Below are 24584 nucleotides of genomic sequence, written 5' to 3'. Positions count from 1 at the left end.
TGCCGGAACTGCACTTTCGAATTCGAAACCGGCGGCGCCAGTTCTCCGGCCTTCAGACGTCCGGGGCCTGCCGGCGCAGCGGGCCCGTGGCGTCGGCCCCCTCCCCGCCTTCCGGCCCGACCGGCCCGGCGTCATCGTCCGCCGGCTCGCGCAGCTTGGCGGCCTCTTCCGACAGTTCCTGGTAGCGCTTCACGCTGAACGGGATGGACGCCAGATAAGCAAGGCCCAGCAGGCTGAGGGTCGCCCAAGGGGCGCTGACCAGGGCGGCGGCCAGGATGCCCACGCCCAGAAGCACGAACACCACATAGCGCTGCGGGATGCGCAGCCCCTTCAGGGAGAAGGTCGGCAGGGCGCTGATCATCAGGGCGCCGATGCAGGCGGCCCAGGGCGCCACCAGCCAGGGCGTGTCGAACCAGCCGGGCCCCACCTCCAGCGTCGCCACCAGGGGCAGTAGGGCCAGGAAGGCGCCGGCCGGGGCGGGCACGCCGGTGAAGTAGTTGAAGGCGAAGGCCGGCTTCTCCGCCGCCAGACCGATCATGGTGTTGAACCGGGCCAGGCGCAGCGCGGCGCAAACGCCCAGCAACAGGGCCGCGATCCAGCCGAAGGTGTTCGCCTCCCCCAGGCACCAGAGGTACAGGATCATGCCCGGGGCCACGCCGAAGCTGACCACGTCGGACAGGCTGTCCAGCTCCTCCCCGAACTTGCTCTGGGCGTTCAGCAGGCGGGCGATGCGGCCATCCAGCGCGTCGAAAACGGCGGCCACGGCGATGGCCAGCACCGCCGCCTTGAAGTTGCCCTCAATGGCGAAGCGCATGCCGGTCATGCCGGACGCCAGCGCCAGCATGGTCAGCATGTTGGGCAACAGCTTGTTCAGGGTCAGGCCGCCCAGCCGCGGCGGGCGCAGGCGGCGGTTCCGCGGGCGGAACACGCGGGGCGGCCGGACCATCAGCGGACCTCCCCGTCGCGGGCGGCCTCGGCCCCGTTCAGGTCGGCCAGCACCGTCTCACCCGCGATGGTCTTCTGGCCCACGCAGACCAGCGGCGCCGTGCCCAGGGGCAGGTAGACGTCGCAGCGGCTGCCGAACCGGATCAGGCCGTAGCGCTGGCCGGCCCGCAGGGGCTGGCCCGGCTGTACCCACCAGACGATGCGACGCGCCACCAGGCCGGCAATCTGCACACAGACGATGTCGCGGCCGTCCGGCAGCTCCATCCGCACGGACATGCGCTCATTGTCGTCGCTGGCCTTGTCCAGCGAGGCGTTGAGGAACTTGCCGGGGTGGTACTGCAGGTCCCGCACCGTGCCGTCCACCGGCATGCGGTTCACGTGCACGTCGAACACGTTCAGGAAGACGCTGACCCGGGTAAAGAGCTGGTTGCCCATGCCCAGTTCCGGCGGCGGCGTCGCCTCCGTGATCATGATGACGGTGCCGTCTGCCGGGCTGATGACCAAGCCGGGCTTGGTGGGGGTGACGCGGTCGGGGTCGCGGAAGAAGTAGACGCACCATGCCGTCAACACCAGGCCGATCCAGCCCAGCGGCTGCGAGACGGTGAACAGCAGCAGCGCCACGACGAAGAAGGCGGCGATGAAGGGATAGCCGGCCTTGTTGATCGGCACGATGACGGTCTTGAGCGCGGACATGTCAGGGGGTTCTTACCCGGAAGAGGTTGCCAGTGCGGGCATAGTAGTCATCAGGGCGGGCGAATTTAAGCCAATTCAGCCATGTGACCCTGGGAATGGCCCTCTATGGCGAAGGGCATAGGCGGATAACACTGCAAGTTCGAGTTAACACCCACCTGAAAATGCGGCAAATTTTGGGTTGCTACGGGCCTGGGCAGGGGGCTGTCACAAGTCGTCGTGGCGGGAAAGCGGCGACTCCCGACAATGCACCGCCTCGATCGACCATCGCCCGGCCTGAAGATCCTCATCTGTGAGGATGAGGCGATCATCGCCTTGGGGCTGGAGCAGATGCTCCTCGCCATGGGCCACCAGGTCTGCGACATCTGCGCCACGGCCGACGATGCGGTGGAGGCCGCGGGGCGCGACCGGCCCGACGTGGTGTTGATGGACGTCATGCTGCGTGGGGAGCCGGACGGGATCGAGGCCGCGCTTCAGATCCGCCAGCGCTTCGGCATCCCCAGCCTGATCATGACCGCCGTGGATGCCCAGGCCGTGCGGGAGCGCGCTGCCGCCGCCAAGCCAATCGGCTTTTTGGCGAAGCCCTACCGGGTGGAAGATCTGCGCCACCGGCTGTACAACCTGATGGCCCTCTGACGGGGCCGCCGCTGGTCAAGCGGCCCGGCCCTGCGCTATAGGGGCGCCATGCCGCCTGCCCCTGCCCCGCTCCCCCCGCTCCCCATCGATGAAGCCGTGCCCGGCCTGCTGGCTGCCCTGGCCGCCGGGCCCAGTGCCGTGCTCCAGGCCCCGCCGGGTGCGGGCAAGACCACCCGTGTGCCCCTGGCGCTGCTGGACCAGCCCTGGCTGGCGGGACGCAAGATCGTCATGCTTGAACCCCGTCGGCTGGCCGCCCGCGGGGCCGCCCGACGCATGGCGCAGACCCTGGGGAAGAGGTCGGCCAGACCGTGGGCTACCGGGTGCGGCTGGACAGCCGCGTCGGCCCCAAGACCCGCATCGAGGTGGTGACGGAGGGCCTGTTCCTGCGCCAGCTCCAGGCCGATCCGGCGCTGGAAGGCGTGGGCGCCGTGCTGTTCGACGAATTCCATGAGCGCAGCCTGGACGCCGACCTGTCCCTGGCCTTCTGCCTGCAATCCCAAGGGCTGCTGCGGGACGACCTGCGCCTGCTGGTCATGTCCGCCACCCTGGACGGGGAGCCGGTGGCCAAGCTGATGGGCGGCGCGCCGCTCATCACCAGCGAGGGCCGCGCCTTCCCCGTGGAGACGCGCTGGGCCGAGCCGCCGGCGGGGAGCGGGTGGAGGATTGGACCGCCCGCACCGTGCGCCGCCTGCTGGGGAGGAACCGGGCAGCATCCTGGTCTTCCTGCCCGGCACCGGGGAAATCCGCCGGGTGGAGCGGCTGTTGGCGGAGCGCGGCGTGCCGGACGGGGTGCTGGTCACGCCGCTCTATGGCGACCTGTCGCTGGAGGCGCAGGACGCGGCCATCCGCCCCGCCCCGGCCGGCCAGCGCAAGGTGGTGCTGGCCACCAGCATCGCGGAGACCAGCCTGACCATCGAAGGCATCCGGGTGGTGGTGGATTCGGGCCTGTCCCGCATCGCCCGCTTCGACCCGCGCAGCGGCATGGGACGGCTGGAGACGGTGCGCGCCAGCCGCGCCGCCGCCGACCAGCGGCGGGGCCGCGCCGGCCGCCTGGGCCCGGGCATCTGCGTCCGGTTGTGGAGCGAGGCGTCCGACCGCGCCCTGGCCGGCTTCACCCCGCCGGAAATCCTGCGCGCCGACCTCGCCCCGCTGGCGCTGGAACTGGCGAACTGGGGCGTACGTGACGTGGGCGAGCTGCCCTGGATGGACCCGCCCCCCGCCCCCAACCTGGCCCAGGCGCGGGACCTGCTGCGGCAGTTGGGCGCCCTGGATGGGGAGGACCGCATCACCCCCCATGGCCGGCGCATGTCGGGCCTGGGCCTGCACCCCCGTTTGGCGCACCTGGTGCTGCGCGGGGCGGAGCGCGGACGGCTGCGGCTGGCCTGCCGTTTGGCCGCGCTGCTGGGTGAGCGGGACCTGCTGCGCGGGCCAGGCCGGGACGCAGACCTGCGCACGCGGCTGGAGTTGCTGGAGGAACGTCGCGCCGACGGGCCCGGCGTGGACCGGGGTGCCATCCACCAGGTGCGGGAATCGGCCCGGCAGTTGGAACGGCAGGTGCGGGGGGAGCCGGGTCCCGTGGACCACCAGGATGCCGGCAGCCTGCTGGCCCTGGCCTATCCCGACCGCATCGCCCAGCGCCGCCCGGGCACGCCGGGGCAGTTCCGCCTGTCCAACGGACGCGGCGCAGCACTTGACCCCAGCGACCCCCTGTCCGCCGCCGACTGGCTGGCCGTGGCCGACCTGGATGCGGGCACCGGTGCCACGGCCCGCATCTTCCTGGCCGCCCCCTTGACGCTGGCCGAGTTGGAGGAGGACTTCGCCGACCAGGTGCGGGATGAGCAGGTGGTGGCCTGGGACGGGCGCGAGGGCGTCGTCCTGGCCCGCCGACGCCGCCGGCTGTTCGGGGTGGTCCTGGAAGACAAGCCGATCCAGAACCCGCCGGCCGAATTGGTGCTGCCCGCCATGCTCCAGGGTATCCGGGAGATGGGCCTGCGCTGCCTGCCCTGGACCAAGGAGCTGGAGGCGTGGCGGGCGCGGGTGGCCTTCCTGCACCGCGCCGACCCGGCGGGGTGGCCGGATGTCTCCGACTCCGCCCTGCTTGAGGGGCTGGAGGACTGGCTGGCGCCCTACCTCTCCGGCGTCAGCCGCAAGGGCCACCTGGAGCGGGTGGACCTGCACGCGGCCCTAACGGGAATGCTGGACTGGGGGAAGCGGCAGGAGTTGGAGCGTGTCGCCCCCAGCCATGTGGAGGTGCCCAGCGGGTCCCGCATCCCCATCGACTATGGCGGGGAAGAGCCGGTGCTGGCGGTGCGGCTGCAGGAGATGTTCGGGCTGGCGGAGACACCGCGCCTTGCCGGTGGGCGGGTCCCGGTCCTGCTCCACCTGCTCTCCCCCGCCCACCGGCCGGTGCAGGTGACCCGGGATTTGGCCGGGTTCTGGGCCGGGGCCTACAAGGATGTCAAGAAGGACCTGGCCGGCCGCTACCCCCGCCACTACTGGCCCGACGACCCGCTGGTGGCGGAGGCCACGGCAAGGGCGAAGCGGCGGGGGACGTGAATGGACGCCTCAGGCCGCGTGGGGTCGGACAACGGCAGCGATGTGGCTGCCGCTTTTCTCCCGGGCCACCGCCAGATCGTAGGCGGCCTGGAGGTTCAGCCAAAATCGCGGGCTGTTCCCGAAATAGGTGCCCAAGCGCAGGGCCGTATCCGCCGTCACCGAGCGAGTCCCCTTGACCAGTTCCGCCATCCGGCTCTGTGGCACGTCCAGTGCCCGGGCCAGGGCCGCCACGGATACGCCCAGGACTTCCAGTTCCTCGGCCAGGACCTCGCCCGGATGGACAGGGGCCAGGGCGGTCGCCTCAATGGTAATCGACGATCTCGACGTCATGGGCGTCTCCATCCAGGAATGTGAAGCAGATCCGCCACCTATCGTTAACGCGGATGCTGAATTGCCCCTTCCGATCCCCACCAAGCGCCTCGAAGCGGTTGGAGGGGAGCAGCATCAGATCCTCAATGCTGGTGGCCTCACCGAGGATGGTCAGCCTCCGCGTCAACTGCTTCTCCACGGCCTGGAACTCAGGCACCCGTTCGCCCTTTAGAAACTTGGCCGTGCGCTTGTCGGCGGCAGACTTAATCATGCCGCAACATTAGCGCAAGGCTGCCTATCCGTAAACCAGATAGCGGCTTCCGGATACCCCCTGCCTCACGCGTTGAAATCCAGCCCCCAGGCGCTGTAGCGCTCCGGGTCATCGGTCCAGTTCTCACGGACCTTCACGAACAGGAACAGGTGGACGCGGCGGTCCAGCATGCGTTCCAGCTCGGTGCGGGCCGCCGTGCTGATCTGCTTCACCCGGCTGCCGCCCTTGCCCAGGACGATGGCCTTCTGGCTGTCGCGCTGGACATAGATGACCTGGGAGATCTTGGCGCTGCCGTCCTCGAACTCCTCCCAGGACTCCGTCTCTACGGTAGCGGCGTAGGGAAGTTCCTGGTGGAGCTGGAGGAACAGCTTCTCCCGCGTCACCTCGGCGGCAAGCAGCCGCTCCGGCATGTCGGAAAGCTGGTCGGGCGGGTAAAGCCAGGGACCCTCAGGCACTGACTTGGCCAAATGGTCCATCAGGTCCTTGAGCCCGTCCTGCTTCAGGGCGGAAACCATGAACACGTCGGTGAAGATGCCCGTGGCCTGGAACTGCTCCGCCAGGGCCAGCAGCCGGTCGCGCTTGATCAGGTCGATCTTGTTCAGGGCCAGGATGGCGGTGCGGCCGGCATCCTTCAGGCGCTGGATGATGCCGGCCGTGTCCTCGTCGATGCGCGGGCTGCTGCTGTCGAACAGCACGACGATGAGGTCCGCGTCCGTGGCGCCCTGCCAAGCCGCGGCGACCATGGCCCGCTCCAGCCGCTTCTTGGGCGTGAAGATGCCCGGCGTGTCCACGAACAGCAGCTGGCTCTCACCATGCATGCCGATGCCCAGCACCTTGGAGCGGGTGGTCTGGACCTTGGGGCTGACGATGGAGACCTTGGAGCCGACCAGGGCATTCAGCAGGGTGGACTTGCCCGCGTTGGGGGCGCCCACCAGGGCGACGAAGCCGGCGCGCGGGTTCTCCGGCTCCGGATAGGCCTCGCCGGGGTTGGCCTCCAGAAACTCGGATACGATGTCCCGCTCTTTCTCGCTCATGCCTTCTTCGCCTTGATCACTTGCAACAACGCCGCGGCGGCGGCCTTCTCGGCCAGCCGCTTGGAAGCACCTTCCGCCTCGACCGGCGGGAAGCCGTCCACGGCGACCCGCACCGTGAAGACCGGCTCATGGTCCGGGCCGCTACGGCCCAGTACCTCATAACTGGGCAATTTCCCGCCCCGTGCCAATGACCATTCCTGCAAGGCCGTCTTCACGTCCTGCGGTGGCGCGGTGGCCGATTCCAAATAGCCCTCCCAATGGGTGCGGACGAAACGGCGGGCCGCCTCGAACCCGCCGTCCAGGTACAGGGCCCCGATCACCGCCTCGCACGCGTCGGCCAGGATCACGGGCTTGATGCCGCCGGCATGGTCCATCTCGCTGGTACCGACGCGGATATGGGGGCCCAGGCCCAGGGTGTTGGCCACCTTCACCAGCGTTTCCGCCCGGACCAGGGCGGTCAGGCGGCGGGCCAGGGCCCCTTCCGCCTCCTTGGGGAAGCGCTCCAGCAGCCATTCGGCGATGGTCAGGCCCAGGACCCGGTCGCCCAGGAACTCCAGCCGTTCATAGCCGTGCCCAACCGCCATGCGGTCATGGCCGCCCAGGCTGGTGTGGGTCAGTGCCTGCTGCAGCAGGGCCGGGTCGGCGAAACGGTGGCCCAGGCGCTCCAGCAAGAGGCGCAGGTCAGGCGGGGGCGGCAGGCTGCTCATTCGATGGCCATGAACATGCGGGACGGGCGCAGGGCGGAGGGCCACTCCCAGAACTCCCAGAAGCGGGTGCCCTCACGCAGGGAAAGGAAGGTGACCTGTGCGGGGCCGACCATGTTCTCCAGCGGGATGAAACCCACGGCGTCCAGCACGCGGCTGTCCTCGCTGTTGTCCCGGTTGTCGCCCATGCCGAACACGTGGCCCGGCGGCACGGTGAAGACCTGGGTGTCGTCCAGGTTGCCGTTGTCCCCGAACTCCTCGATGATCCGGTGCTGGCGCCCTTCCGGCATCGTCTCCACATACTGGGCGACGGTGAAGGTACGGCCAAGAACGGTGGCCCTGGTGAAATCCTCGATCCGGTCGCGCTGCACCGCCTCGCCATTGATGAACAGCACGCCGCCGATCACCTGGATTCGGTCGCAGGGCAGGCCGACGATGCGCTTGATGTAGTCCACCGACGGGTCGCGGGGCAGCTTGAACACGGCAACGTCGCCGCGATCCGGCATTCGGCCGAACAGGCGGCCGGGCACCGCCTTGCAGTCAGCCGTGGTGGCCGGCGGCGCGTCCCAGACCAGGAAGCTGGGCAGGCTGTATCGGCTGTAGCCGTAGCTCCACTTGCTGACGAACAGGTAGTCCCCCACCAGCAGGGTCGGGATCATGGAGCCGGACGGGATGTTGAAAGGCTCCACCGCCAAGGTGCGGATGCCGAAGGCGATGAGGATGGCATAGATGATGGTGCGCAGGGTCTCGCCCCAGCCGCCGTCGGCCGTGGTGGTGGCTGCCTTGGCGGCGCGGCGGGGGTTGGGGGACGGCATGGGTCGGCTCTCAGCCCTTGGGTATGGCGGACAGGACGACGAAGGCCTGGGCCAGCGGCGGCTCGTCCGTCATGGACAGGTGGATATGCGCCACCATGCCCGGCGGCGTCAGCGCCTGCAACCGGGCAAGCGCGCCGCGCGTGAGCCGCATGGTGGGCTGGCCGTTGGGCAGGTTCGCCACCTCCATGTCGCAGAAGTGGACGCCGTCGGCATAGCCGGTGCCCAAAGCCTTGGCCATGGCCTCCTTGGCGGCATAGCGCTTGGCATAGCTGGCGGCGCGCTGGTCCGGGTGAGTGTCGGTGTCGGCGCGGGCGCGCTCCGTCTCCGTGAACACGCGCTGGGTGAAGCGGTCGCCGAACCGGTCCAGCGACCTGGCGATGCGGCGGATGTCCACCAGGTCGTTGCCGATGCCCAGGATCACGGCGCCCCCTCCTCCAACGGAAGGCTGCGTGCCCGGGCCTTGGCCATGCGCCGCTGGCGCCGCTTGTCCTGGAAGAGCTGGACCACCCAACGGGCTGGGAAATAGGAGAGCGGGCCCGCGAGCAACCCGAGCAGGCAACCGCCCACGGTCATGGGCCAGAGCACGTCCCAGGGGTGGGACAGGAGGTATCCGATGGACAGGCTGGCCCCTGCCGCCCCGTCCACGACCATGTCCACCCCCAGCAGGAAGTTCCCAAGCTCGTAGCTGGCGACCCAGATGAAGGGAAAGGTCCAGAAGTTGCCCACCACCAGGGTCCCCACCGTCGCTCCCACCACGCTGCCGCCCAGCAGCCAGGCCAACGCGAAGGACAGCGGGAAATGCAGGCCCAGGAACGGGGTGAAGGAAAAGCCGGCCCCGCAGGCAAAGCCGATGGCGATGCCGTGGGGCGTGCCGGGGATGCGCCCGACCCGGTGGGCGAAGTAGCGCCCCACCCGCCGCCAGCCCATGGTCGGCCAGACCAGCTCACGGGCGCGTTGGCGCAGGCTGAATCGGTGGCGGCGTTGGAACATGGGGCCCAGACGGCACCCGCGGCGTCAGCGGCCGCGGGCCCGCTCCACGGAGTTGATCACCGGCGTCGCCCGCAGCGCCGCCATGATGTTGGTCAGGTGCTTGACGTCCTTCACGTCGATGTCGATCAGCATCTCGAAGAAGTCGGGCGTGCGGTTGGTGATCTTCAGGTTGGTGATGTTGCCACCGTTCTTGCCGATCACCGTGGACAGGGTGCCCAGCGCCCCTGCCTCGTTCGACACCATCAGGGACAGGCGGCCGACCATGTCGTCCGGCGCGTCGGCATCCGGGTCCCAGGAAACGTCGATCCAGCGCTCCGGCGTGTCCTGGAAACTCTCCAGCGTCTCGCAGTCGATGGTGTGGATGGTCACGCCCTTGCCCGTGGTGACGATGCCGACGATGCGGTCGCCCGGGATCGGGTGGCAGCAGCGGGCATAGTGCACGGCCATGCCAGGGATCAGGCCGCGGATGGCCAGGGGCGTCAGGTTGCCCTTGCGTCCCTTGGCCTTGCTGATGGGGACGACCTTGTCCTCGGTCAGCGGGACGACGGGCGCGCGGTGGCCGGGGAAGATGGCGTTGAAGACGTCGCGCGCGCCGGTCTGCCCGGCGCCGATGGCGGCCAGCAGATCCTCGCCCGAGGGCTGCTGGAAGATCTTGATGACCCCGTCCAGCGCCTTGTCGGAATAGTCGTAGCCTTCCTGCTTGAACACCCGCTCAAGCAGGCCGCGGCCCAGCTTCACGTGTTCCGTCCGCTGCTGCGTGCGGATGAAGCGGCGGATGCGGGCGCGGGCCTTGCCGGTGACGACGAAGCTTTCCCAGTCCGGCGAGGGCGTGGAGTTCTTGGAGGTCAGCACCTCAACTTGGTCGCCGTTCTGCAACTGCGACCGTAGCGGCACCATGCGGCCGTTGACCTTGCTGCCCACGCAGGTGTCGCCCACCTGGCTGTGGACGGCATAGGCAAAATCCACCGGCGTCGCACCGCGGGGCAGCGCGATCAGGTCTCCCTTGGGCGTGAAGCAGAACACCTGGTCCTGGAACAGCTCCAGCTTGGTGTGCTCCAGGAACTCCTCCGGCCGGGTGGCGTGCTCCAGGATGTCCAGCAGCTCGCGCAGCCAGCGGTACTGGCGCCCCTCCGTCTTCACGCCGCTGGGCGGCTGGCCCTGCTTGTAGGACCAATGGGCGGCCACGCCCAGCTCCGCCACCTCATGCATCTCCCGGGTGCGGATCTGAACCTCGATCCGCTGGCGCTCAGGGCCGATGACGGTGGTGTGGATGGACTGGTAGCCGTTGGGCTTGGCGGTGGAGATGTAGTCCTTGAAGCGGCCCGGAACCACCGGGTACTTGGCGTGGATGATGCCGAGCGCCTGGTAGCACTCCGCCACCGTCTTCACGACGATGCGGAAGGCCATCACGTCCGAGAGTTGCTCGAACGCCACATCCTTCTTCTGCATCTTGCGCCAGATCGAATAGGGCGACTTGCGCCGCCCGTAGATCTCGGCGTCAGGGACCGGCATCTCGTTGTTCTGGCTGACGGTCCGCTTCAGCTCCTCGATGATGCGGTCAACCCGGCCGGCGCCTTGGGCCTCCAAATCGTCCAGGCGCTTCTTGATGGACTCGTAGGCGTCAGGATTCAGCTCCCGGAAGGACAGCTCCTCCAGCTCGTCCTTCCAGCGCTGGATGCCGATACGCTCCGCCAATGGGGCGTAGATCTCCAGCGTCTCGCGGGCGATGCGGCGGCGCTTCTCCGGCTTCAGGTATTGCAGCGTCTCCATGTTGTGGAGACGGTCGGCCAGCTTGACCAGGAGGACGCGGATGTCCTCCGACATGGCCAGCACCAGCTTGCGGAAGTTCTCCGCCTGCTTGGCTTGGTCCGACTGTTCGCCGATGTTGGCCAGCTCGATCCGGCTGAGCTTGGTCACGCCATCCACGAGGCGCGCCACCTCCGGCCCGAACAGGCGCTGGATTTCCTCCAGCGTCGTCAGCGTATCCTCGACCGTGTCATGCAGCAGGGCGGTGATGATGCTGGCCGCGTCAAGCTTCAGCCCGGTGAGCAGCCAGGCCACCCAGATCGGGTGCATGTAATACGGGTCGCCGGACGCGCGCGTCTGCGACCCGTGCGCCTTCATGGTGAAGACGTAGGCGCGGTTGAGCGCGTCCTCATCCGCGTTCGGGTCATAGCCGCGGACGCGCTCAACCAACTCGTACTGGCGGATGATCTTTGCCTGGCGGATCATGCCATGGGCCCCGCGCCGGAATGATCACGCAGACCTGGGCCCTGCATCATGCCGCGCCCAGCGACTCAGATCCCGTCTTCGTCGGCCAGGTCGGCCAGCGGGATGTCCATGTCGCCCTCGTCGCTGCTGTCGGCGGCATCGGCGACGGCATCACCCTCCTCGTCGCCCAACTCGCCGGCGTCACCGCGGCCGGTGTCCATGGCGGACCAGGCGTTCTCCCCGGCCATCAGCTCGACGATCTCCTCCTCGGGCTCGTCCTGCTCGGCGACGCGCTGGTGGCCCTTGATCAGGGCGTTCTTCAGGTTGTCCAGCACCACCGTCTCCTCCGCGATCTCACGCAGGGCGACGACGGGGTTCTTGTCGTTGTCACGGTCGACGCTGAGGGGCGAACCGGCGGCGATGTCACGGGCGCGCTGGGCGGCCATCATAACCAGCTCGAAACGGTTGGGGACCTTCAGGACGCAGTCTTCGACGGTAACGCGAGCCATACCAGTAAAACTCCAACGACGGACAAGCCCCTATCTATATGCGGCGCGTCAGGCCATTGCAAGGCACGGGAACCCTGGAATCCGCGGGTCAGTCCTGATCCGCCGCCGGGCGGATGCCCTGGTCGGGCGGCAGGGCGGCGATCAAGTCGGCCAGCGCCTCCCCCGTCGCGGGATGCCGCCAGCCCGGCGCTATGTCCAGCAGGGGAAGAAGGACGAAGGCCCGTTGCTGCAGGCGTGGGTGCGGCAGGACAGGCGGGCCCGCCTGGACCCGGCCTTCATGGTCCAGCAGGTCCAGATCCAGGACCCTCGCCTCGTTCACCACGCGGCGGACCCGGCCGAAGCTTGCCTCCACCCGGTGCAGCGCGGCCAGCAGGTCGGCCGGGGACAGGCTGGTCTCCAGCGCCGCCACGGCGTTGACGAACCAGGGCTGGTCAGAGACGGGCACGGGCGCGCTCTCATACCAGCGGGACCGGGCGGCGACACGGACCCCGGCGCCCTCCAGCCGTGCCAGGGCGGCGGCGCAGACCTGGCGGGGGCCGCCATGCTCGGGACTGGAAAGGTTCGAGCCGATGCCGATCAGGATCACGTGACGTACTTTGCTGGAGATTCCACCCCTGAATTACCAGCAGAGGCGAAGAAGATCGACCTGAATTCACGCATAATCGCGCATATCCTGACTTGCCGGGGCCTTTCTCTTGCCCTACCGTGACGATTGGCATTGCGCATGCGCACAGGCCTTGCGCATAAGCCTACTTCCACGACCTGGCCCGCCAAAGCATTTGAGCGGTAGCCGCGCATAAGGAACTGAAACGATGGCTCGGAAGATTTTCTATCAGGAAGAACGGCTGGCAATGTTCATCGACGGCGCGAACCTGTACGCGGCGGCGCGGGCGCTGGGCTTTGACATCGACTACAAGCGACTGCTGGAGTTGTTCGCCGCAGAGGGGCGCCTGATCCGGGCGTTCTATTACACCGCGCTGGTAGAGGACCAGGAATATTCCCCGATCCGACCGCTGGTAGATTGGCTGGATTACAACGGCTACACCATGGTGACCAAGCCGACTAAGGAGTTCACGGACGCTTCCGGCCGCCGGAAGATCAAGGGCAACATGGACATCGAGCTGGCCATCGACGTGATGGAGATGGCCGAGAAGGTGGACCACATCCTGCTGTTCTCCGGTGACGGGGACTTCCGCCGGCTGGTGGAGGCGGTGCAGCGCAAGGGCGTGCGGGTCACGGTCGTGTCCACCGTCCGCTCCGCCCCCCCCATGGTGGCGGACGAGCTGCGACGGCAGGCGGACAATTTCCTGGAGTTGCAGGACCTGGCGCCCGCCATCCAGCGCATGCACAGCCCGCGCTACCAGCAGCAACACAATGTGGTGCCGCCGGCCTCGGGCTCCGATGCCGCCCAGCCTCTGGATACCGACGAAACGGCCGGCTGACGGGCATGGTTTTCCGTGACGAGTCGGGCCTTGCGGCGGGCGTGCCGGTGCCGCCTGCCGACTGTCCCCTGTGCCCCCGGTTGGCGGCGTTCCGCGCCGCCAACCGGCAGGCCTTCCCGGATTTCCACAACGCCCCCGTCCCCTCGTTCGGCGAGGTGGGGGCACGCTTGCTGGTGGTGGGCATGGCACCGGGGTTGCGCGGGGCCAACCGCACCGGGCGGCCCTTCACCGGCGATTATGCTGGCGACCTGCTGTACGCCACGCTGCTGAAGTTCGGCTTCGCCCAGGGAACCTACCTGCGGGACCCTGACGACGGCTTGCGGCTAGTGGATTGCCGCATCACCAACGCGGCCCGCTGCGTGCCGCCCCAGAACAAGCTGGAACCGGCGGAGACCAACACCTGCCGCCGCTTCCTGACGGGTGACATCGCGGCCATGCCCAACCTGCGGGCCGTGGTGGTGCTGGGCAAGGACAGCCATGACAGCACGGTGCGGACCTTCGGCGGCAAGCCGTCCCGCCTGCCCTTCGGCCATGGCGCGCAGCATGAGTTGAAACCCGGCGTGCGCCTGTTCGCCAGCTACCATTGCTCCCGCTACAACACCAACACTGGCCGGCTGACGACGGCGATGTTCGAGGACGTTTTCACGGCGGTGCGGCAGTACCTGGGCTAGACCCGTTTTCCGATGACCGTAAACACGCTCCAAGGGTTACTCGGTCAGGTTATGGGTGACGGACGTGGCCCCATCCGTCACGACGGCGAAGAAGCCGGCCGTGCGCAGGCCGCGCTTTTCGCAGTCCTGGTCGCCCTTGGCCTGGAAGTCCTTGCCATCCGCCACGCAGAACGGGAACTCCCCGCCCCAGCCGGTCTTGCCCTTCACCAGCGGTTCGGCGCGTAGATAATACTCGAGCAATGTCAGCTCACCGGGCAATGGCGTGGCGCAGGCGCCGGGCTGGAGGGTCCACCAGCCCTGGGACACCCAGTCCTGCCCCTGTTCCTGCCCCAGGGCGAGGCGCACGGGGTCGGCACTGCGGTTGCACACCGTCAGCCGTGCCTCTGCTGCTGGCGCTGCTGCCAACAGGGACAGCAGGAAGACGGCTAAGGAAACCCGCTTGGCCATGGCGCCCATCCGAAAGGGTTAGGCGGCGAGGATAATCCCCGGACAGTGGCGGGAAAAGGGCCGATCCCCGCCAGCCCTGCGGCCATGCGTCAGCCCTTGTCGCGCATCAGGCGGGCCTTGTCGCGCTGCCAATCGCGCTCCTTCTCCGTCTCGCGCTTGTCGCCCTTCTTCTTGCCCTTGGCGATGCCGATCTCGACCTTCGCCAAGCCGCGGTCGTTGAAGTAGACGGACATGGGGATCAGGGTCATCCCCTCGCGCTGGATGGCCTGGAGCATCTTGGCAAGCTGCCGCTTCTTCACCAGCAGCTTGCGGGGGCGCTTGGGCTCATGCTGGAAGAAGCGGCCGGCCTGGCCGTATTCGGGGATGTAGGCGTTGACCAGGAAAAGCTCCCCGCCCTGCTCCCCGGCATAGCTCTCCTGGATGCTGGCACGGCCGGCGCGCAGGGCCTTGACCTCCGTGCCCAGCAGCACGATGCCGGCCTCGATGGTGTCCTCGATGAAGTAGTCGAAGCGCGCCCGCCGGTTCTGCGCGGCGATGCGATCCGGCGCCGTTTCTGCGCGGGCCATGGACTTAAAACCTTTTCTTAAGCTATCAGGTCAAAACTCCCGCCTTGACCATGGCATCACGGACAAGGGCGCGGGTGGGCTCGCTGCACGGCACCAGCGGCAGCCGGACGTCCGGCGTGCCCTTGCCCAACAGGCTGGCGGCATATTTCACCGGCGCGGGGCTGGTCTCAAGGAAGAGGGCATGGTGCAGCGGCATCAATTGGTCACGGATCCGGGCCATCTCGGCCATGTCGCCGCGGGCCCAGGCGTCCTGCATCTGGGCGCAGAGCCGGGGTGCCACGTTGGCGGTGACGCTGATGCAGCCGACACCGCCCTGGGCGTTGAACGCCGTGGCGGTGGCGTCCTCCCCCGAGAGCTGGCAGAAGTCCGGCCCGATCTCCACCCGCGTGCGCAGCGGCCGGACCAGGTCGCCGGTGGCGTCCTTCACGCCGACGATGTTCGGCAGCTTGGCGAGGCGCGCCATGGTGGCCACGGTCATGTCGATGACGCTGCGGCCCGGGATGTTGTAGATGACGATCGGCAGGTCCACGGCGTCATGGATGGCCTTGTAGTGCTGGTACAGGCCTTCCTGCGTCGGCTTGTTGTAATAGGGCGTGACCACCAGGGCCGCGTCGGCACCGACCTGCTTGGCGTACTTGGTCAGGGCGATCGCCTCCTCGGTGGAGTTGCTGCCCGTGCCGGCGATGACCGGGATCTTGCCCTTGGCCACCTCCACCGTCAGCGCCACGACGATGCGGTGCTCCTCATGGGACAGGGTCGGCGACTCCCCCGTCGTGCCCACGGGAACCACGCCGTGCGTGCCCTCTTTGATCTGCCAGTCCACGAAGTCCTGGAAAGCGCGCTCATCAACCTTCCCGTCGCGGAACGGCGTGATCAGTGCGACGATAGACCCCCTGAACATAGCGATACCTTTCGGCCAGACCTGATGAAGCGGCGAACCTTAGCGGCCCATTCCGTGCGAAACAAGGCCCCCGGACGTAACCCCCTCCCCGCCCTCACCGTTGCACTCGCCCTCGCGCTGGCCTCCCTGCCCGCCGGGGCGGAGCTGTCGGCCGCGGACGTGCAGACCTACCGCCAGGCCTTCAAGGCGGCCGATGGCGGCAAGATGGAAGAGGCGCGGCAGATCGCCCGCCGCGCCCGGGAGGACCTGCCCGACAAGGTGCTGCGCTGGATCGAGCTGACCCGGCCAGACACCACGGCAAGCTGGGAAGAGCTGACGGCCTTCATGCGGGACAACCCCGCTTGGCCCAACCAGAACGCCCTGCGCCGGAACGCCGAGGCGAAGATGCCCGACATGCCCTACCGCGAGGTCCGGGCCTGGTTCGAGGCACGCCCACCCCTGACCATCGCCGGCTTCTTCCGCTATGTGGATTCGCTGATGGAGACAGGGGCCAGCGACAAGGCCATAGAACAGGTGCGCCGACGCTATGTGGAGGGCGGCTTCGGCCGGGTGGAGGAGCAGGACTTCCGCAAGCGCTATGTGGGCCTGCTGCGGCCGCAGGACCATTGGGCACGGCTGGACCGCCTGCTGTGGGACGGGGACGATGACGGCGCCAAGCGCATGCTGCCCCTGGTGGAACCTGGCAAGCAGGCCGTCGCCCAGGCCCGCATGGCCCTGGCCGGCATGGCGGGGGGAGCTGAGAAGGCCCTGGCCAAGGTGCCGCCGCAACTGGCGAACGACCCCGGCCTGCTGTATGAGCGCGCCCGCTTCCGGCGCCGCAAGGACCAGGATGCCGGCGCGCTGGAGATCCTGGCCAAGGCACCCAAGGACATGGGGCGGGCCGAAGCCTGGTGGACCGAGCGGCACATCATCGCCCGCCGCCTGATGGAGACGGGGCAGCACGCCCGCGCCTACCAGCTTGCGGCCGCCCATGGCACCAAGGACGGCCTGTCCTTCGCCCAGGCGGAGTTCCTGGCCGGCTGGCTGGCCCTGCGCTTCCTGGACAAGCCCGACCAGGCGCTGAAACATTTCGAGGCCCTGTCCCGCGGCACCAGCTCCCCGGTCAGCAAGTCCCGCGGCGCATACTGGTCGGGCCGCGCGGCGGAGGCGCTGGGCGACAAGGAACGGGCCAAGGCCTTCTATGAGGCCGCCATGTCCTATGGCTCCACCTTCTACGGCATGCTGGCCGTGGACAAGCTGGGCCTGGCGCCGGGTTCCTCCATCCCGAAGGAGCGGCCCCTGACCGCCGAGGCGAAGAAGGCCTTCGAGCGGAACGAGCTGGCCCGCGTGGCCAAGCTGCTGGCCAGGATCGAGGGGCGGGACAGCCCCCGGCTGGAGCTGTTCGTGCGCCGCATGGGCAGCGAGGCCAAGACCGCGGAGGAATACCGGCAGGTCAGCGCCATGGCGCTGGAGTTGGGCCGCCAGGACCTGGCCGTGTTCAACGCCCGCACCGCCCTGCAGGATGGCTTCGTCATCTTGGAATCCGGCTATCCCGAACTGGATGCGCGGCTGAACCCGCGGCCGGAGCGCGGGCTGGTCCATGCCATCGTGCGGCAGGAGAGCACCTTCGCCCCCGGTGTCGTCAGCCCGGCCGGCGCCCGCGGCCTGATGCAGCTGATGCCCGGCACGGCGCAGCAGGTGGCCAAGGGCCTGGGCCTGCGCCACACCCATGAGAAGCTGACCAGCGACCCGGATTACAATGTCCGCCTGGGAACCACCTATCTGCAGGAACTGATCGACCGGTTCGGCGGGTCCTACGTGCTGGCCATCGCGTCCTACAACGCCGGCTCGGGCCGTGTGGGCAACTGGATCAAGGAGTTCGGCGACCCACGGGCATCGGGCGTGGACGTGGTGGACTGGATCGAGACCATCCCCATCTACGAGACCCGGAACTATGTACAGCGCGTGCTGGAGAACCTGCAGGTCTATCGGGCCCGGCTGGGCGACCCGCCGGTATCCCTGAATACGGACCTGAACCGGGGTGCCGCCGGGAACGGTTGACGCATACCCCCTTTGGGTAACCCTTTAGATCGGGTTGTTGCTTTCGGGGTAGAGTTCGCGGGTTCCAGCCCAAGACTGGCTGGAACCCGCGGCAACGTTGGCGGAGTAACGCCAAAGGTGGCGGCAGTCGCAAAACCCGCTTTACCAGTCCTTAACTGGCCCGGCCTTTAGATACGCCCACATTGAAGTGCTGGACCCCAGCCACCGCCAAAGACCAAATGAAGGAAGCTTCCATGCGCGGCGTCATGATCGAGTCCGAGGTTCGTCATTCCGCCCGGGTCCATGCCGGCCTGCTGGACAGCTTCATCGCCCTGACCGAGGCGGAACTGGCCCGCCACGCCAACGGCTTCGTGGAGGAGAGCCTCCGCGAGTTGCTGGAAACCCTGCGCAACGAGCGTCGCGCCTATGGCGTCATCGGCGGCGTCGCGCCGGTGCTGATGCCGGTCATCGAAAACGCCGCCTGACCTGACGCGACCCGGGCAGGGCCGGTTCAGGCCTCCGCCTTCCGCGATCCGGGTCGGCTGGCACGGCGGGGAGGAGCCCTTTCCGCCTCCAGCGTGCTGGCTGCCGCAGCTGCCGCCTTGGCGGTGCTGATCCCCTTCCCCTCATCCCCCGTGGGCGTGGCGGAGATGCCGGCTTCGGCTCCCTCCGTCGCCTTGGAGCGACTGCGGCTGGAGCCGCGCTTCGCCGCGGGCTCCGGCTCAGGCACCTTGGCCGGGGCGGCTTCCTTGGCAGCCGGGGGCTTGGAGCGGGACCGCTTGGCGGGGGCGGCGACGGACCCCGCCCCCTGCAACATCCCCTCGCCCGTGCCGGCCGCGGGCATCCCCTCGGGCCCGGTCACCGGGTCACCCCCACCAGCGGATTCCGCCATGATCTCCTGCCGGGCCATTTCCCAGTGGGAGTCCTGCTGGCCCTCGGGCCGGCCATGCTGCTCCCAAAGCTCGTAGGCACGCCGGCGGATACGCTCCTCCAAGTCAGCCATCACTCGCCCCTCTATCCCAGCCAAGTTGTTTCCGCGTCTAACGTTGGTCTACAGCCCGTGTTCCGTGACGGCGTGAATGGAACGATGTTCCGGTGACTTGGCTCAGGAACCCGGCTTCTGCGGCACGCCGAGCCTGAAAGAATTCAGGGACAGTTTCGTGCGATGGTCGGGGCAGCCGGGCCGCCCATCCGGCAGGCGTCCCCGGAAATAGGCCTTCTGCCATTCCTCCGCCCGGGCGGCGGACCCCTCCCTCGGCAATTCCTCCAGGAAATCGGCCCGCCCCTCCGACCAGGCCCGGTATTGGGCGGCCAGTTCCGGGGCGCTGTCCAGGGGCAGCACCTCCGGCTCCATTTCCTCAACAAGGCCGCGGGACAGGGGGAAAAAGAAGCAGAACGGCTCTCCCTTCGCGAAACGGACGGGGTGGTGGGGCCGGGTGAACAGCCAGTTCATGGTGAAGGTGTAGGGTGCCCAGTCGGTCTCGACCACCGCCGACAGGGCCTGGATACCGTCCTTGGGCAGATTGGGTGGTCCGCCGACCCACAAATTCAGGCCCGGCGGCGTGCGAAACAGGCCGGGGACATGGAACGTCAGCACACCGGACCCGAAATGGCTGACAGGCAGGTGGTGCGGGAGCGCGTCGGACTCGATCCGGATCGCCTCCTTCCCGCCCGAGCCGTCCCAGGTCGCCGTGAACTCCGCCGGGCACAGCACCTCCCAACCGTGGGTGTTGGCGATGTTGAGGGGAAGGCACCGGTAGGCGAACCGGTCGGGTGTCGCCTCCATCCAGGGCCTGGACAAGGGGGCGGGACGCAGAAGCAGCTCGGAACCTGGGATGGGGTAACAGGTCAGTCGCATGGCGGCCCGGACTGGATGGTGACGCATGCATGACCAGAGCCCCGTCCGGCCAGCAGGGTCAAGGGTGACGACGACCCGTCCTGGAAAGAGCCACAAGCCTATGCGCCGAGTGATGCTATGACTGCATGCCAAAGTTCGATTCGCCGAACGATATCTGTCTTGCTAGGATTGGGGCCACAACCACCGTCCCCCGAGTCCCCGCAGGAGGTGGGAGTCGCTTTGCGCACGTCGGTATGTTTACCATCGCCATTTGGGCATGGCTTGTCGGGTGCGGTCTTTCGCTTACTTAGGCACAGTCAAAAAGCCGATTATCGCGCACAAAGTGTGGACAGAAATTCCCCGTGCGCTAATCTGATCACACAATGGTGTGGGTGATGGGTTGGATGCCCGGGGCCTGCTTCGTGCCGGATTGGTGAGTCCGGCACCGAAGTATCCCGAAGGTTGTCAACACCAGCCGAATTGTCCTATTCTAGTAAGGGATTGGGCGGCGGGCACCCAATAGATACAAAGAACAGCCTGAGGGGGCGAAAGGACGTCGATGCCGAGACGCAGCAAGAACGCAGCCGTGGCTGCGCTTGAGACCACGATCGAGAATCATGTGGCAGGGCGGATCCGCCTGCGCCGCGGCCTCTTGGGCATGAGCCAGTCCGATCTGGCACGCACGCTGGGCATCACCTTCCAGCAGGTGCAAAAATATGAGCGGGGATCGAATCGCGTCTCCGTGGGAAAACTGTACCGCCTGGCCGAGATCCTGGATGTGCCGCTGACCTTCTTCTTCGACGGTCTGGAAACGTCCGGCGTTGGCCGCCCGCCAGAGGCGGTCGGGGCGGAAGGGGATCAGTCCCCCTCCCCCATCCTGTCCCGCCGGGAACTGGACCTGCTGCGCGCCTGGAAGACCGCTCCGTCGGAAGTGTCCGACGCCGTGTCCTCTCTGCTGCGCGCCGTGTCCCCCAACGCAGGGTACATCGAGGAGCCGCCAGCCGCCGAGGAGCCTGCCGCCGGGCAGGAGCCGTCACCGGCCCGTGCGCCGTCCATCCGCCGGGCCTCGGCCAAAGCTGGGGACGATGACCCGAACGGGAAGCGCCGTCGGCGCGGTGCCGTGTGGGACCCGGCTGACATCAAGGAATACAGGATCAAGCGCCCCACGTGAGCTTGGTCACCGGCGGTTGAACAAGGGCGGGCCCACCAGGGTCCGCCCTATCTGTTTGTGGGCGCAACGCCTCTGAACCGGCGGACAACCCGCGGGGGCGCCAGCTTAGACCCGTTTCCCGCAGACTGGAAACGGGTCTAGCCCTTCGTGTCCCTCACACGCCCCCGGATCGGGGTCCGGGGCAGGCTCCGCCGCATCCGCGGCTTGGCTTACGCGGGCATGGGCCCGCGCGGCGGCAGTCGCCGCCGGAGCGTGTTTATGGTCAGCGTAAACACGCTCTAAGGACCGATTGGCGATGTCGTCGATGTCCGGGAGGGAAGTGGCGGAGGGGATGGGATTCGAACCCACGATAGGTTTTTAAGACCTATGACGGTTTAGCAAACCGTTGCCTTCAGCCGCTCGGCCACCCCTCCGTACCGGCGGCGCCGCAGTGAACCGCGGGACAGCGCCGGTAGGCCCCGGTGTTTAAGGGGCGGCGGGCACCTTGTCAACGGCAGCGGCGAGCGCCATGCTAAAAACCTGATGCCCGAAGGCGGTTTCCGGTCCGGGTGGGGTGATGATGGACGGGGCCGGAGAGAAAAGAAGCCGTCGCGGGTGTCGCCTGACCAATGAGGAAACACGGCCATGTCCAACCCGATGCGTCCCTTGACCACCGTCGCCACCCTGTCCTTGCTGATGCTCGCCCCATTGTCGGCCCAGGCGGCCACGCCACCCAACGAGCTGCCCGTCCAGGGGCTGCAACGGGTGGAGGATTCGGACCTGGACAAGGTCTATGTCCGGCCGGGCACCGACCTGCGCAGCTATGGCAAGGTGCTGCTGGCCCCCATCAACGTCGCCGTCACGCGGGAGCGGGGTGACCTGGAGTTCTCCGACCGCGACCGGCGCCACGCCGCCGAGTATTTCACCGAGCGCCTGCGCAAGTCCTTGGGCTCCGCCGTCACGGAGCAGCCCGGCCCCGGCGTGCTGCGGCTGGAGGTGACGGTGACGGAGTTCGTGCCCAACAGCCCGGCGGACCCGCGGCGCCGGTTCGGCGGGTACTTCCTGGATTCGGTCGGTGTGGGTGCGGCCGCGTTCCAGGCCACCCTCACTGACAGCCAGAGCGGGCAAGTCGTGGCCGTGCTGGCCGACGCCGACGTTGGCGCGCCCTTCCCGGAGAACCTGAACATTCGGACCGAGTATGGCGACGCGGACAATTTCCTGCGCCGCTGGGCCCGGCAGATCGCCGGCTTGGTGGAAAGCGGGCCGAAGGGGTGATTCGCAGGTCGGATTGGCGCCCGCGGCGCGTAATCCGACGGCCGTAGCCGTCGGATTACGGCGCTGGCCGCGCCCAATCCGGCCTACGGCAGGTCAGCCCTTCAGCTTCTTTGCCAGGATGTCGTTCACCAGGGCCGGGTTGGCCTTGCCCTGGGTGGCGCGCATCACCTGGCCGACGAAGAAGCCGAACAGCTTGTCCTTGCCGGACCGGTACTCCGCCACCTTGTCGGCGTTGGCGGCCATGACCTGGTCAATGGCCGAGTCGATGGCGCCCGTGTCGGTGACCTGCCGCAGGCCCTTCTCCTCCACGATCACGCCCGGGGCCTTGCCGGACTCCAGCATCTCCGCGAACACGTCCTTGGCCAGGCGGCCGGACAGCGTGTTGTCGGTCACCAGATCGATCAGCGCGCCAAGGTCGGCGGCGGAGACCGGCGACTCGGTGATGTCCTTGCCGGTCTTGTTCAGGGCGCCCAGCAGATCGCCGATGACGTAGTTGGCGGCCATCTTGCCGTCACGGCCCTTGGCGACCTCCTCATAGAAGTCGGCGCGCGCCCTCTCCGCCACCAGCACGCCGGCGTCATAGGGGGTGAGCTTGTACTGCTCGATGAAGCGGGCCTTCTTGTCGTCGGGCAGCTCCGGCAGGGTCGCCTTGATCCGCTCCACGAAGGCGGGGTCCAGTTCCAGTGGCAGCAGGTCAGGGTCGGGGAAATAGCGGTAGTCGTGCGCCTCCTCCTTCGACCGCATGGCGCGGGTCAGGCCCTTGTTCGGGTCCCACAGCCGAGTCTCCTGGACGATGCTGCCACCACCCTCCAACACCTCGACCTGGCGCTGGGCCTCATACTCGATGGCCTGCTGCACGAAGCGGATGGAGTTGACGTTCTTCGTCTCCGTCCGGGTACCATAGGGCTGGCCCGGTTTGCGCACCGACACGTTGATGTCGCAGCGCATGGAGCCCTCCTCCATGTTGCCGTCGCAGGTGCCCAGGTAGCGCAGGATGGTACGCAGCTTGCGCAAATAGGCCGCCGCCTCGTCCGGGCTGCGCATGTCCGGCTTGGACACTATCTCCATCAGCGCCACGCCGGCCCGGTTCAGGTCGACATAGGTTTTGCTGGGGTGCTGGTCGTGCAGGGACTTGCCGGCGTCCATCTCCAGGTGCAGCCGCTCGATCCCCACTTCGCGGGTGGAGCCGTCGGGCAGGTCGAGGACGATGGTGCCCTCCCCCACGATGGGGTCCTTGTACTGGCTGATCTGATAGCCGGCTGGCAGGTCCGCGTAGAAGTAGTTCTTGCGGTCGAAGATGCTGCGCAGGTTGATCTTCGCCTTCAGCCCCAGGCCGGTCTTCACCGCCTGCTCCACGCAGAAGCCGTTGATCACGGGCAGCATGCCGGGGAAGGCCGCGTCCACGAAACTGACCTGGCTGTTGGGCGCAGCACCAAAGGCCGTGGCGGCCCCGCTGAACAGCTTGGCGTTGGAGATGACCTGGGCATGCACCTCCAGCCCGATCACCACTTCCCACGCACCCGTCTCGCCCTCAATCCGGTAAGCCATCGCGCCAGCACTCTGTCTCGGAAAACGATCCAGCGGTTTTGGCCGGATTCGCGGCGAAGGGCAAGGGGGTGTGTCGGCTTCCCGCAGCGCGGCTGACAGGAGCGCGCAAGCTCGCACCAGGGCCGGCCGGACCGTAGCCGGGTCCTGGAACCAGTCCGTCCCGCTATGCCATCACATCCACCGACAAGCCCGGTTGGGCCACCATCGGCGCGGTGGCCGCCTGGACGGTGCGGGCGGCATCGGCCATGTCGCGGGTAACGGCGTCCATCTCCCGGCTTTCCTCCTCCGACGCGTCGCGGCGGGCGATCCGTGACAGGCGGATGAAGAGTGCCTTGATCTCATCCAGGGTCTTGCGCACATCGGCGGCGAAGGCCTGATCCCTTGCCCTCTCCTCCCGCTGCTGGCGGGCGAGCTGTTCCTGTGGGCTGAGCCGGCTCGTGGGACTGCCGGTGCTTTCCGCGGCCGGGGTATCCGCCGCTTCCGCTTTTCCGGCCCCGTCGGCGTCTGCGGTTTCCGGGTCGGGGCCCGGGGCGGGGTTCGTGGCCGCGCCTGTCCCGGCGGCAGCCTGTCGGGCCAGGGATTGGGCATCGGCCTGCACCTTTGCGGCCTCTGCCGTGCCGTCGTCGCCCGTAGCCCCGCCAGCCGGCGCAGCGGTCCCGGCCGTCGGTTCAGCGGCAACCTGGGGGCTTGCCGTGGCCCCACCCCCGGCGCCGGCATAGTCGCGGGCGGCGGCGCCCAATTCCTTGGCCAGCCGGGCCAGTTCCCGCGCGGCACCTGCGGCGGCCTTGCGGTCGCCGGTGGCTTCCATCAGTTGGATGGTCTGCTTCAGGGCTTCCAGCCGGCGCTTGATGAACTCCACGCGGCGGGCAGCGGCCTCTTTCGGGCTGGTGGACCGCTTCAACTGCTGGAGCTGTTCCAGGGCCTGCCTGGTTTCCGATTCCTTGGCCTTGACCTTGTCCCGGGATTCCGGGTCCAGGAGCAATTCCAGCCCCGGTCTGGTCGTGTCGGCCTTCGACCCCAGCTTGGCGGGCGCGTCATCCGCACCCGGCTGCGGCAAG

The 24584-nt window shown here is 68.0% G+C and carries 27 protein-coding genes and 1 tRNA gene; 8 read left to right on the top strand and 20 right to left on the bottom strand.

All coding sequences use genetic code 11. The features are described from left to right. Window positions 1–52: 52 nt before the first annotated feature. On the bottom strand, window positions 53–946 hold the full coding sequence (gene pssA, locus HHL28_RS05340) for a CDP-diacylglycerol--serine O-phosphatidyltransferase (RefSeq protein WP_075769228.1): 894 nt from the start codon (window positions 944–946) through the stop codon (window positions 53–55). Further along, the gene (locus HHL28_RS05335; protein ID WP_075769227.1) at window positions 946–1638 is read right to left on the bottom strand and encodes a phosphatidylserine decarboxylase; all 693 of its coding nucleotides are present in this window, start codon (window positions 1636–1638) and stop codon (window positions 946–948) included. Before HHL28_RS05335 ends, pssA begins: the two co-directional genes overlap by 1 nt. A 243-nt stretch (window positions 1639–1881) precedes the next feature. Between HHL28_RS05335 and HHL28_RS05330 the strand changes: the two genes are divergently transcribed. Next, window positions 1882–2271, top strand: a complete 390-nt coding sequence (locus HHL28_RS05330; RefSeq protein ID WP_075769226.1) for a response regulator — start codon at window positions 1882–1884, stop codon at window positions 2269–2271. Between the two features lie 663 nt (window positions 2272–2934). Then, on the top strand, window positions 2935–4827 hold the full coding sequence (gene hrpB, locus HHL28_RS05325; protein ID WP_404326572.1) for an ATP-dependent helicase HrpB: 1893 nt from the start codon (window positions 2935–2937) through the stop codon (window positions 4825–4827). A gap of 9 nt (window positions 4828–4836) precedes the next feature. Here the strand turns inward: hrpB and HHL28_RS05320 are convergent, their stop codons facing one another. The 10 genes from HHL28_RS05320 to folK form a co-directional block, all read right to left on the bottom strand. Next, window positions 4837–5157: a HigA family addiction module antitoxin gene (locus HHL28_RS05320; RefSeq protein ID WP_075769224.1), complete on the bottom strand. Its 321-nt coding sequence runs from the start codon at window positions 5155–5157 to the stop codon at window positions 4837–4839. Beyond that, window positions 5129–5407, bottom strand: a complete 279-nt coding sequence (locus tag HHL28_RS05315) for a type II toxin-antitoxin system RelE/ParE family toxin (RefSeq protein ID WP_075769223.1) — start codon at window positions 5405–5407, stop codon at window positions 5129–5131. Before HHL28_RS05315 ends, HHL28_RS05320 begins: the two co-directional genes overlap by 29 nt. Before the next feature lie 65 nt (window positions 5408–5472). Continuing rightward, on the bottom strand, window positions 5473–6441 hold the full coding sequence (era, locus tag HHL28_RS05310; protein WP_083698816.1) for a GTPase Era: 969 nt from the start codon (window positions 6439–6441) through the stop codon (window positions 5473–5475). Continuing rightward, a complete protein-coding gene (rnc, locus tag HHL28_RS05305) occupies window positions 6438–7148 on the bottom strand; it encodes a ribonuclease III (protein ID WP_075769222.1) in 711 nt (236 codons plus the stop codon). Before rnc ends, era begins: the two co-directional genes overlap by 4 nt. After that, window positions 7145–7960 carry a signal peptidase I gene (gene lepB / locus HHL28_RS05300; protein ID WP_075769221.1) on the bottom strand — a complete coding sequence of 272 codons (816 nt, stop codon included), beginning with the start codon at window positions 7958–7960 and terminating at the stop codon, window positions 7145–7147. The genes rnc and lepB overlap by 4 nt, the downstream gene beginning before the upstream one ends. A 10-nt stretch (window positions 7961–7970) precedes the next feature. Then, complete coding sequence (gene acpS, locus HHL28_RS05295; RefSeq protein WP_075769220.1) at window positions 7971–8381, bottom strand: holo-ACP synthase; 411 nt, start codon at window positions 8379–8381, stop codon at window positions 7971–7973. After that, the gene (locus tag HHL28_RS05290) at window positions 8378–8950 is read right to left on the bottom strand and encodes a DUF2062 domain-containing protein (protein WP_075769219.1); all 573 of its coding nucleotides are present in this window, start codon (window positions 8948–8950) and stop codon (window positions 8378–8380) included. The genes acpS and HHL28_RS05290 overlap by 4 nt, the downstream gene beginning before the upstream one ends. A 24-nt stretch (window positions 8951–8974) precedes the next feature. Further along, window positions 8975–11164, bottom strand: coding sequence for a RelA/SpoT family protein (locus HHL28_RS05285; protein WP_075769461.1), 2190 nt, complete (start codon window positions 11162–11164; stop codon window positions 8975–8977). An 83-nt stretch (window positions 11165–11247) separates the two neighbouring features. Beyond that, window positions 11248–11670 (bottom strand): DNA-directed RNA polymerase subunit omega, encoded by a 423-nt coding sequence (rpoZ, locus tag HHL28_RS05280; protein WP_075769218.1) that lies wholly within the window; start codon window positions 11668–11670, stop codon window positions 11248–11250. Between the two features lie 88 nt (window positions 11671–11758). Next, window positions 11759–12256, bottom strand: coding sequence for a 2-amino-4-hydroxy-6-hydroxymethyldihydropteridine diphosphokinase (gene folK / locus HHL28_RS05275; RefSeq protein WP_075769217.1), 498 nt, complete (start codon window positions 12254–12256; stop codon window positions 11759–11761). 226 nt (window positions 12257–12482) lie between these two features. Here folK and HHL28_RS05270 point away from each other — a divergent pair, with 226 nt between their 5' ends. Together HHL28_RS05270 and HHL28_RS05265 are read left to right on the top strand one after the other, a co-directional pair. Next, window positions 12483–13112 carry a LabA-like NYN domain-containing protein gene (locus HHL28_RS05270; protein WP_083698815.1) on the top strand — a complete coding sequence of 210 codons (630 nt, stop codon included), beginning with the start codon at window positions 12483–12485 and terminating at the stop codon, window positions 13110–13112. A 5-nt stretch (window positions 13113–13117) separates the two neighbouring features. Further along, window positions 13118–13783: a uracil-DNA glycosylase gene (locus tag HHL28_RS05265; protein ID WP_075769216.1), complete on the top strand. Its 666-nt coding sequence runs from the start codon at window positions 13118–13120 to the stop codon at window positions 13781–13783. Between the two features lie 36 nt (window positions 13784–13819). Here HHL28_RS05265 and HHL28_RS05260 read toward each other — a convergent pair whose 3' ends face one another. From HHL28_RS05260 to dapA, 3 genes are all read right to left on the bottom strand, one after another. Continuing rightward, complete coding sequence (locus tag HHL28_RS05260) at window positions 13820–14230, bottom strand: DUF1036 domain-containing protein (RefSeq protein ID WP_075769460.1); 411 nt, start codon at window positions 14228–14230, stop codon at window positions 13820–13822. An 89-nt stretch (window positions 14231–14319) separates the two neighbouring features. Further along, window positions 14320–14796, bottom strand: a complete 477-nt coding sequence (gene smpB / locus HHL28_RS05255) for an SsrA-binding protein SmpB (protein WP_075769215.1) — start codon at window positions 14794–14796, stop codon at window positions 14320–14322. Window positions 14797–14821: 25 nt separating this feature from the next. Further along, window positions 14822–15697, bottom strand: coding sequence for a 4-hydroxy-tetrahydrodipicolinate synthase (gene dapA / locus HHL28_RS05250; protein WP_075769214.1), 876 nt, complete (start codon window positions 15695–15697; stop codon window positions 14822–14824). Between the two features lie 54 nt (window positions 15698–15751). On the opposite strand from dapA, the gene HHL28_RS05245 reads away from it, so the two are divergent. Beyond that, entirely contained in the window at window positions 15752–17737 is a 1986-nt protein-coding gene (locus HHL28_RS05245; RefSeq protein WP_404326566.1) for a lytic transglycosylase domain-containing protein, read from the top strand. A gap of 233 nt (window positions 17738–17970) precedes the next feature. Then, window positions 17971–18201, top strand: a complete 231-nt coding sequence (locus HHL28_RS05240) for a hypothetical protein (protein ID WP_075769212.1) — start codon at window positions 17971–17973, stop codon at window positions 18199–18201. Between the two features lie 26 nt (window positions 18202–18227). Here HHL28_RS05240 and HHL28_RS05235 read toward each other — a convergent pair whose 3' ends face one another. Together HHL28_RS05235 and HHL28_RS05230 are read right to left on the bottom strand one after the other, a co-directional pair. Beyond that, window positions 18228–18719: a DUF2934 domain-containing protein gene (locus HHL28_RS05235; RefSeq protein ID WP_075769211.1), complete on the bottom strand. Its 492-nt coding sequence runs from the start codon at window positions 18717–18719 to the stop codon at window positions 18228–18230. Between the two features lie 102 nt (window positions 18720–18821). After that, window positions 18822–19574 (bottom strand): DUF6065 family protein, encoded by a 753-nt coding sequence (locus HHL28_RS05230; RefSeq protein WP_075769210.1) that lies wholly within the window; start codon window positions 19572–19574, stop codon window positions 18822–18824. 565 nt (window positions 19575–20139) lie between these two features. Here HHL28_RS05230 and HHL28_RS05225 point away from each other — a divergent pair. Beyond that, a complete protein-coding gene (locus tag HHL28_RS05225) occupies window positions 20140–20724 on the top strand; it encodes a helix-turn-helix domain-containing protein (RefSeq protein WP_404326563.1) in 585 nt (194 codons plus the stop codon). Between the two features lie 320 nt (window positions 20725–21044). On the opposite strand, the gene HHL28_RS05220 is transcribed toward HHL28_RS05225, so the two are convergent. After that, a tRNA-Ser gene (locus HHL28_RS05220) sits at window positions 21045–21137 on the bottom strand. 211 nt (window positions 21138–21348) lie between these two features. On the opposite strand from HHL28_RS05220, the gene HHL28_RS05215 reads away from it, so the two are divergent. Beyond that, entirely contained in the window at window positions 21349–21978 is a 630-nt protein-coding gene (locus HHL28_RS05215; protein ID WP_075769208.1) for a DUF3313 family protein, read from the top strand. Between the two features lie 93 nt (window positions 21979–22071). Here the strand turns inward: HHL28_RS05215 and gatB are convergent, their stop codons facing one another. Together gatB and HHL28_RS05205 are read right to left on the bottom strand one after the other, a co-directional pair. Then, window positions 22072–23526 carry an Asp-tRNA(Asn)/Glu-tRNA(Gln) amidotransferase subunit GatB gene (gene gatB / locus HHL28_RS05210; protein WP_075769207.1) on the bottom strand — a complete coding sequence of 485 codons (1455 nt, stop codon included), beginning with the start codon at window positions 23524–23526 and terminating at the stop codon, window positions 22072–22074. A 163-nt stretch (window positions 23527–23689) separates the two neighbouring features. Next, on the bottom strand, window positions 23690–24583 hold the full coding sequence (locus tag HHL28_RS05205; protein ID WP_075769206.1) for a hypothetical protein: 894 nt from the start codon (window positions 24581–24583) through the stop codon (window positions 23690–23692). Between the last annotated feature and the right edge of the window lies 1 nt (window position 24584).

The sequence above is a fragment of the Aerophototrophica crusticola genome (genome assembly GCF_012913305.1).
Classification (GTDB): Bacteria; Pseudomonadota; Alphaproteobacteria; order Azospirillales; family Azospirillaceae; genus Niveispirillum; species Niveispirillum crusticola.
This window is presented reverse-complemented; position numbering and strand designations above follow the sequence as displayed.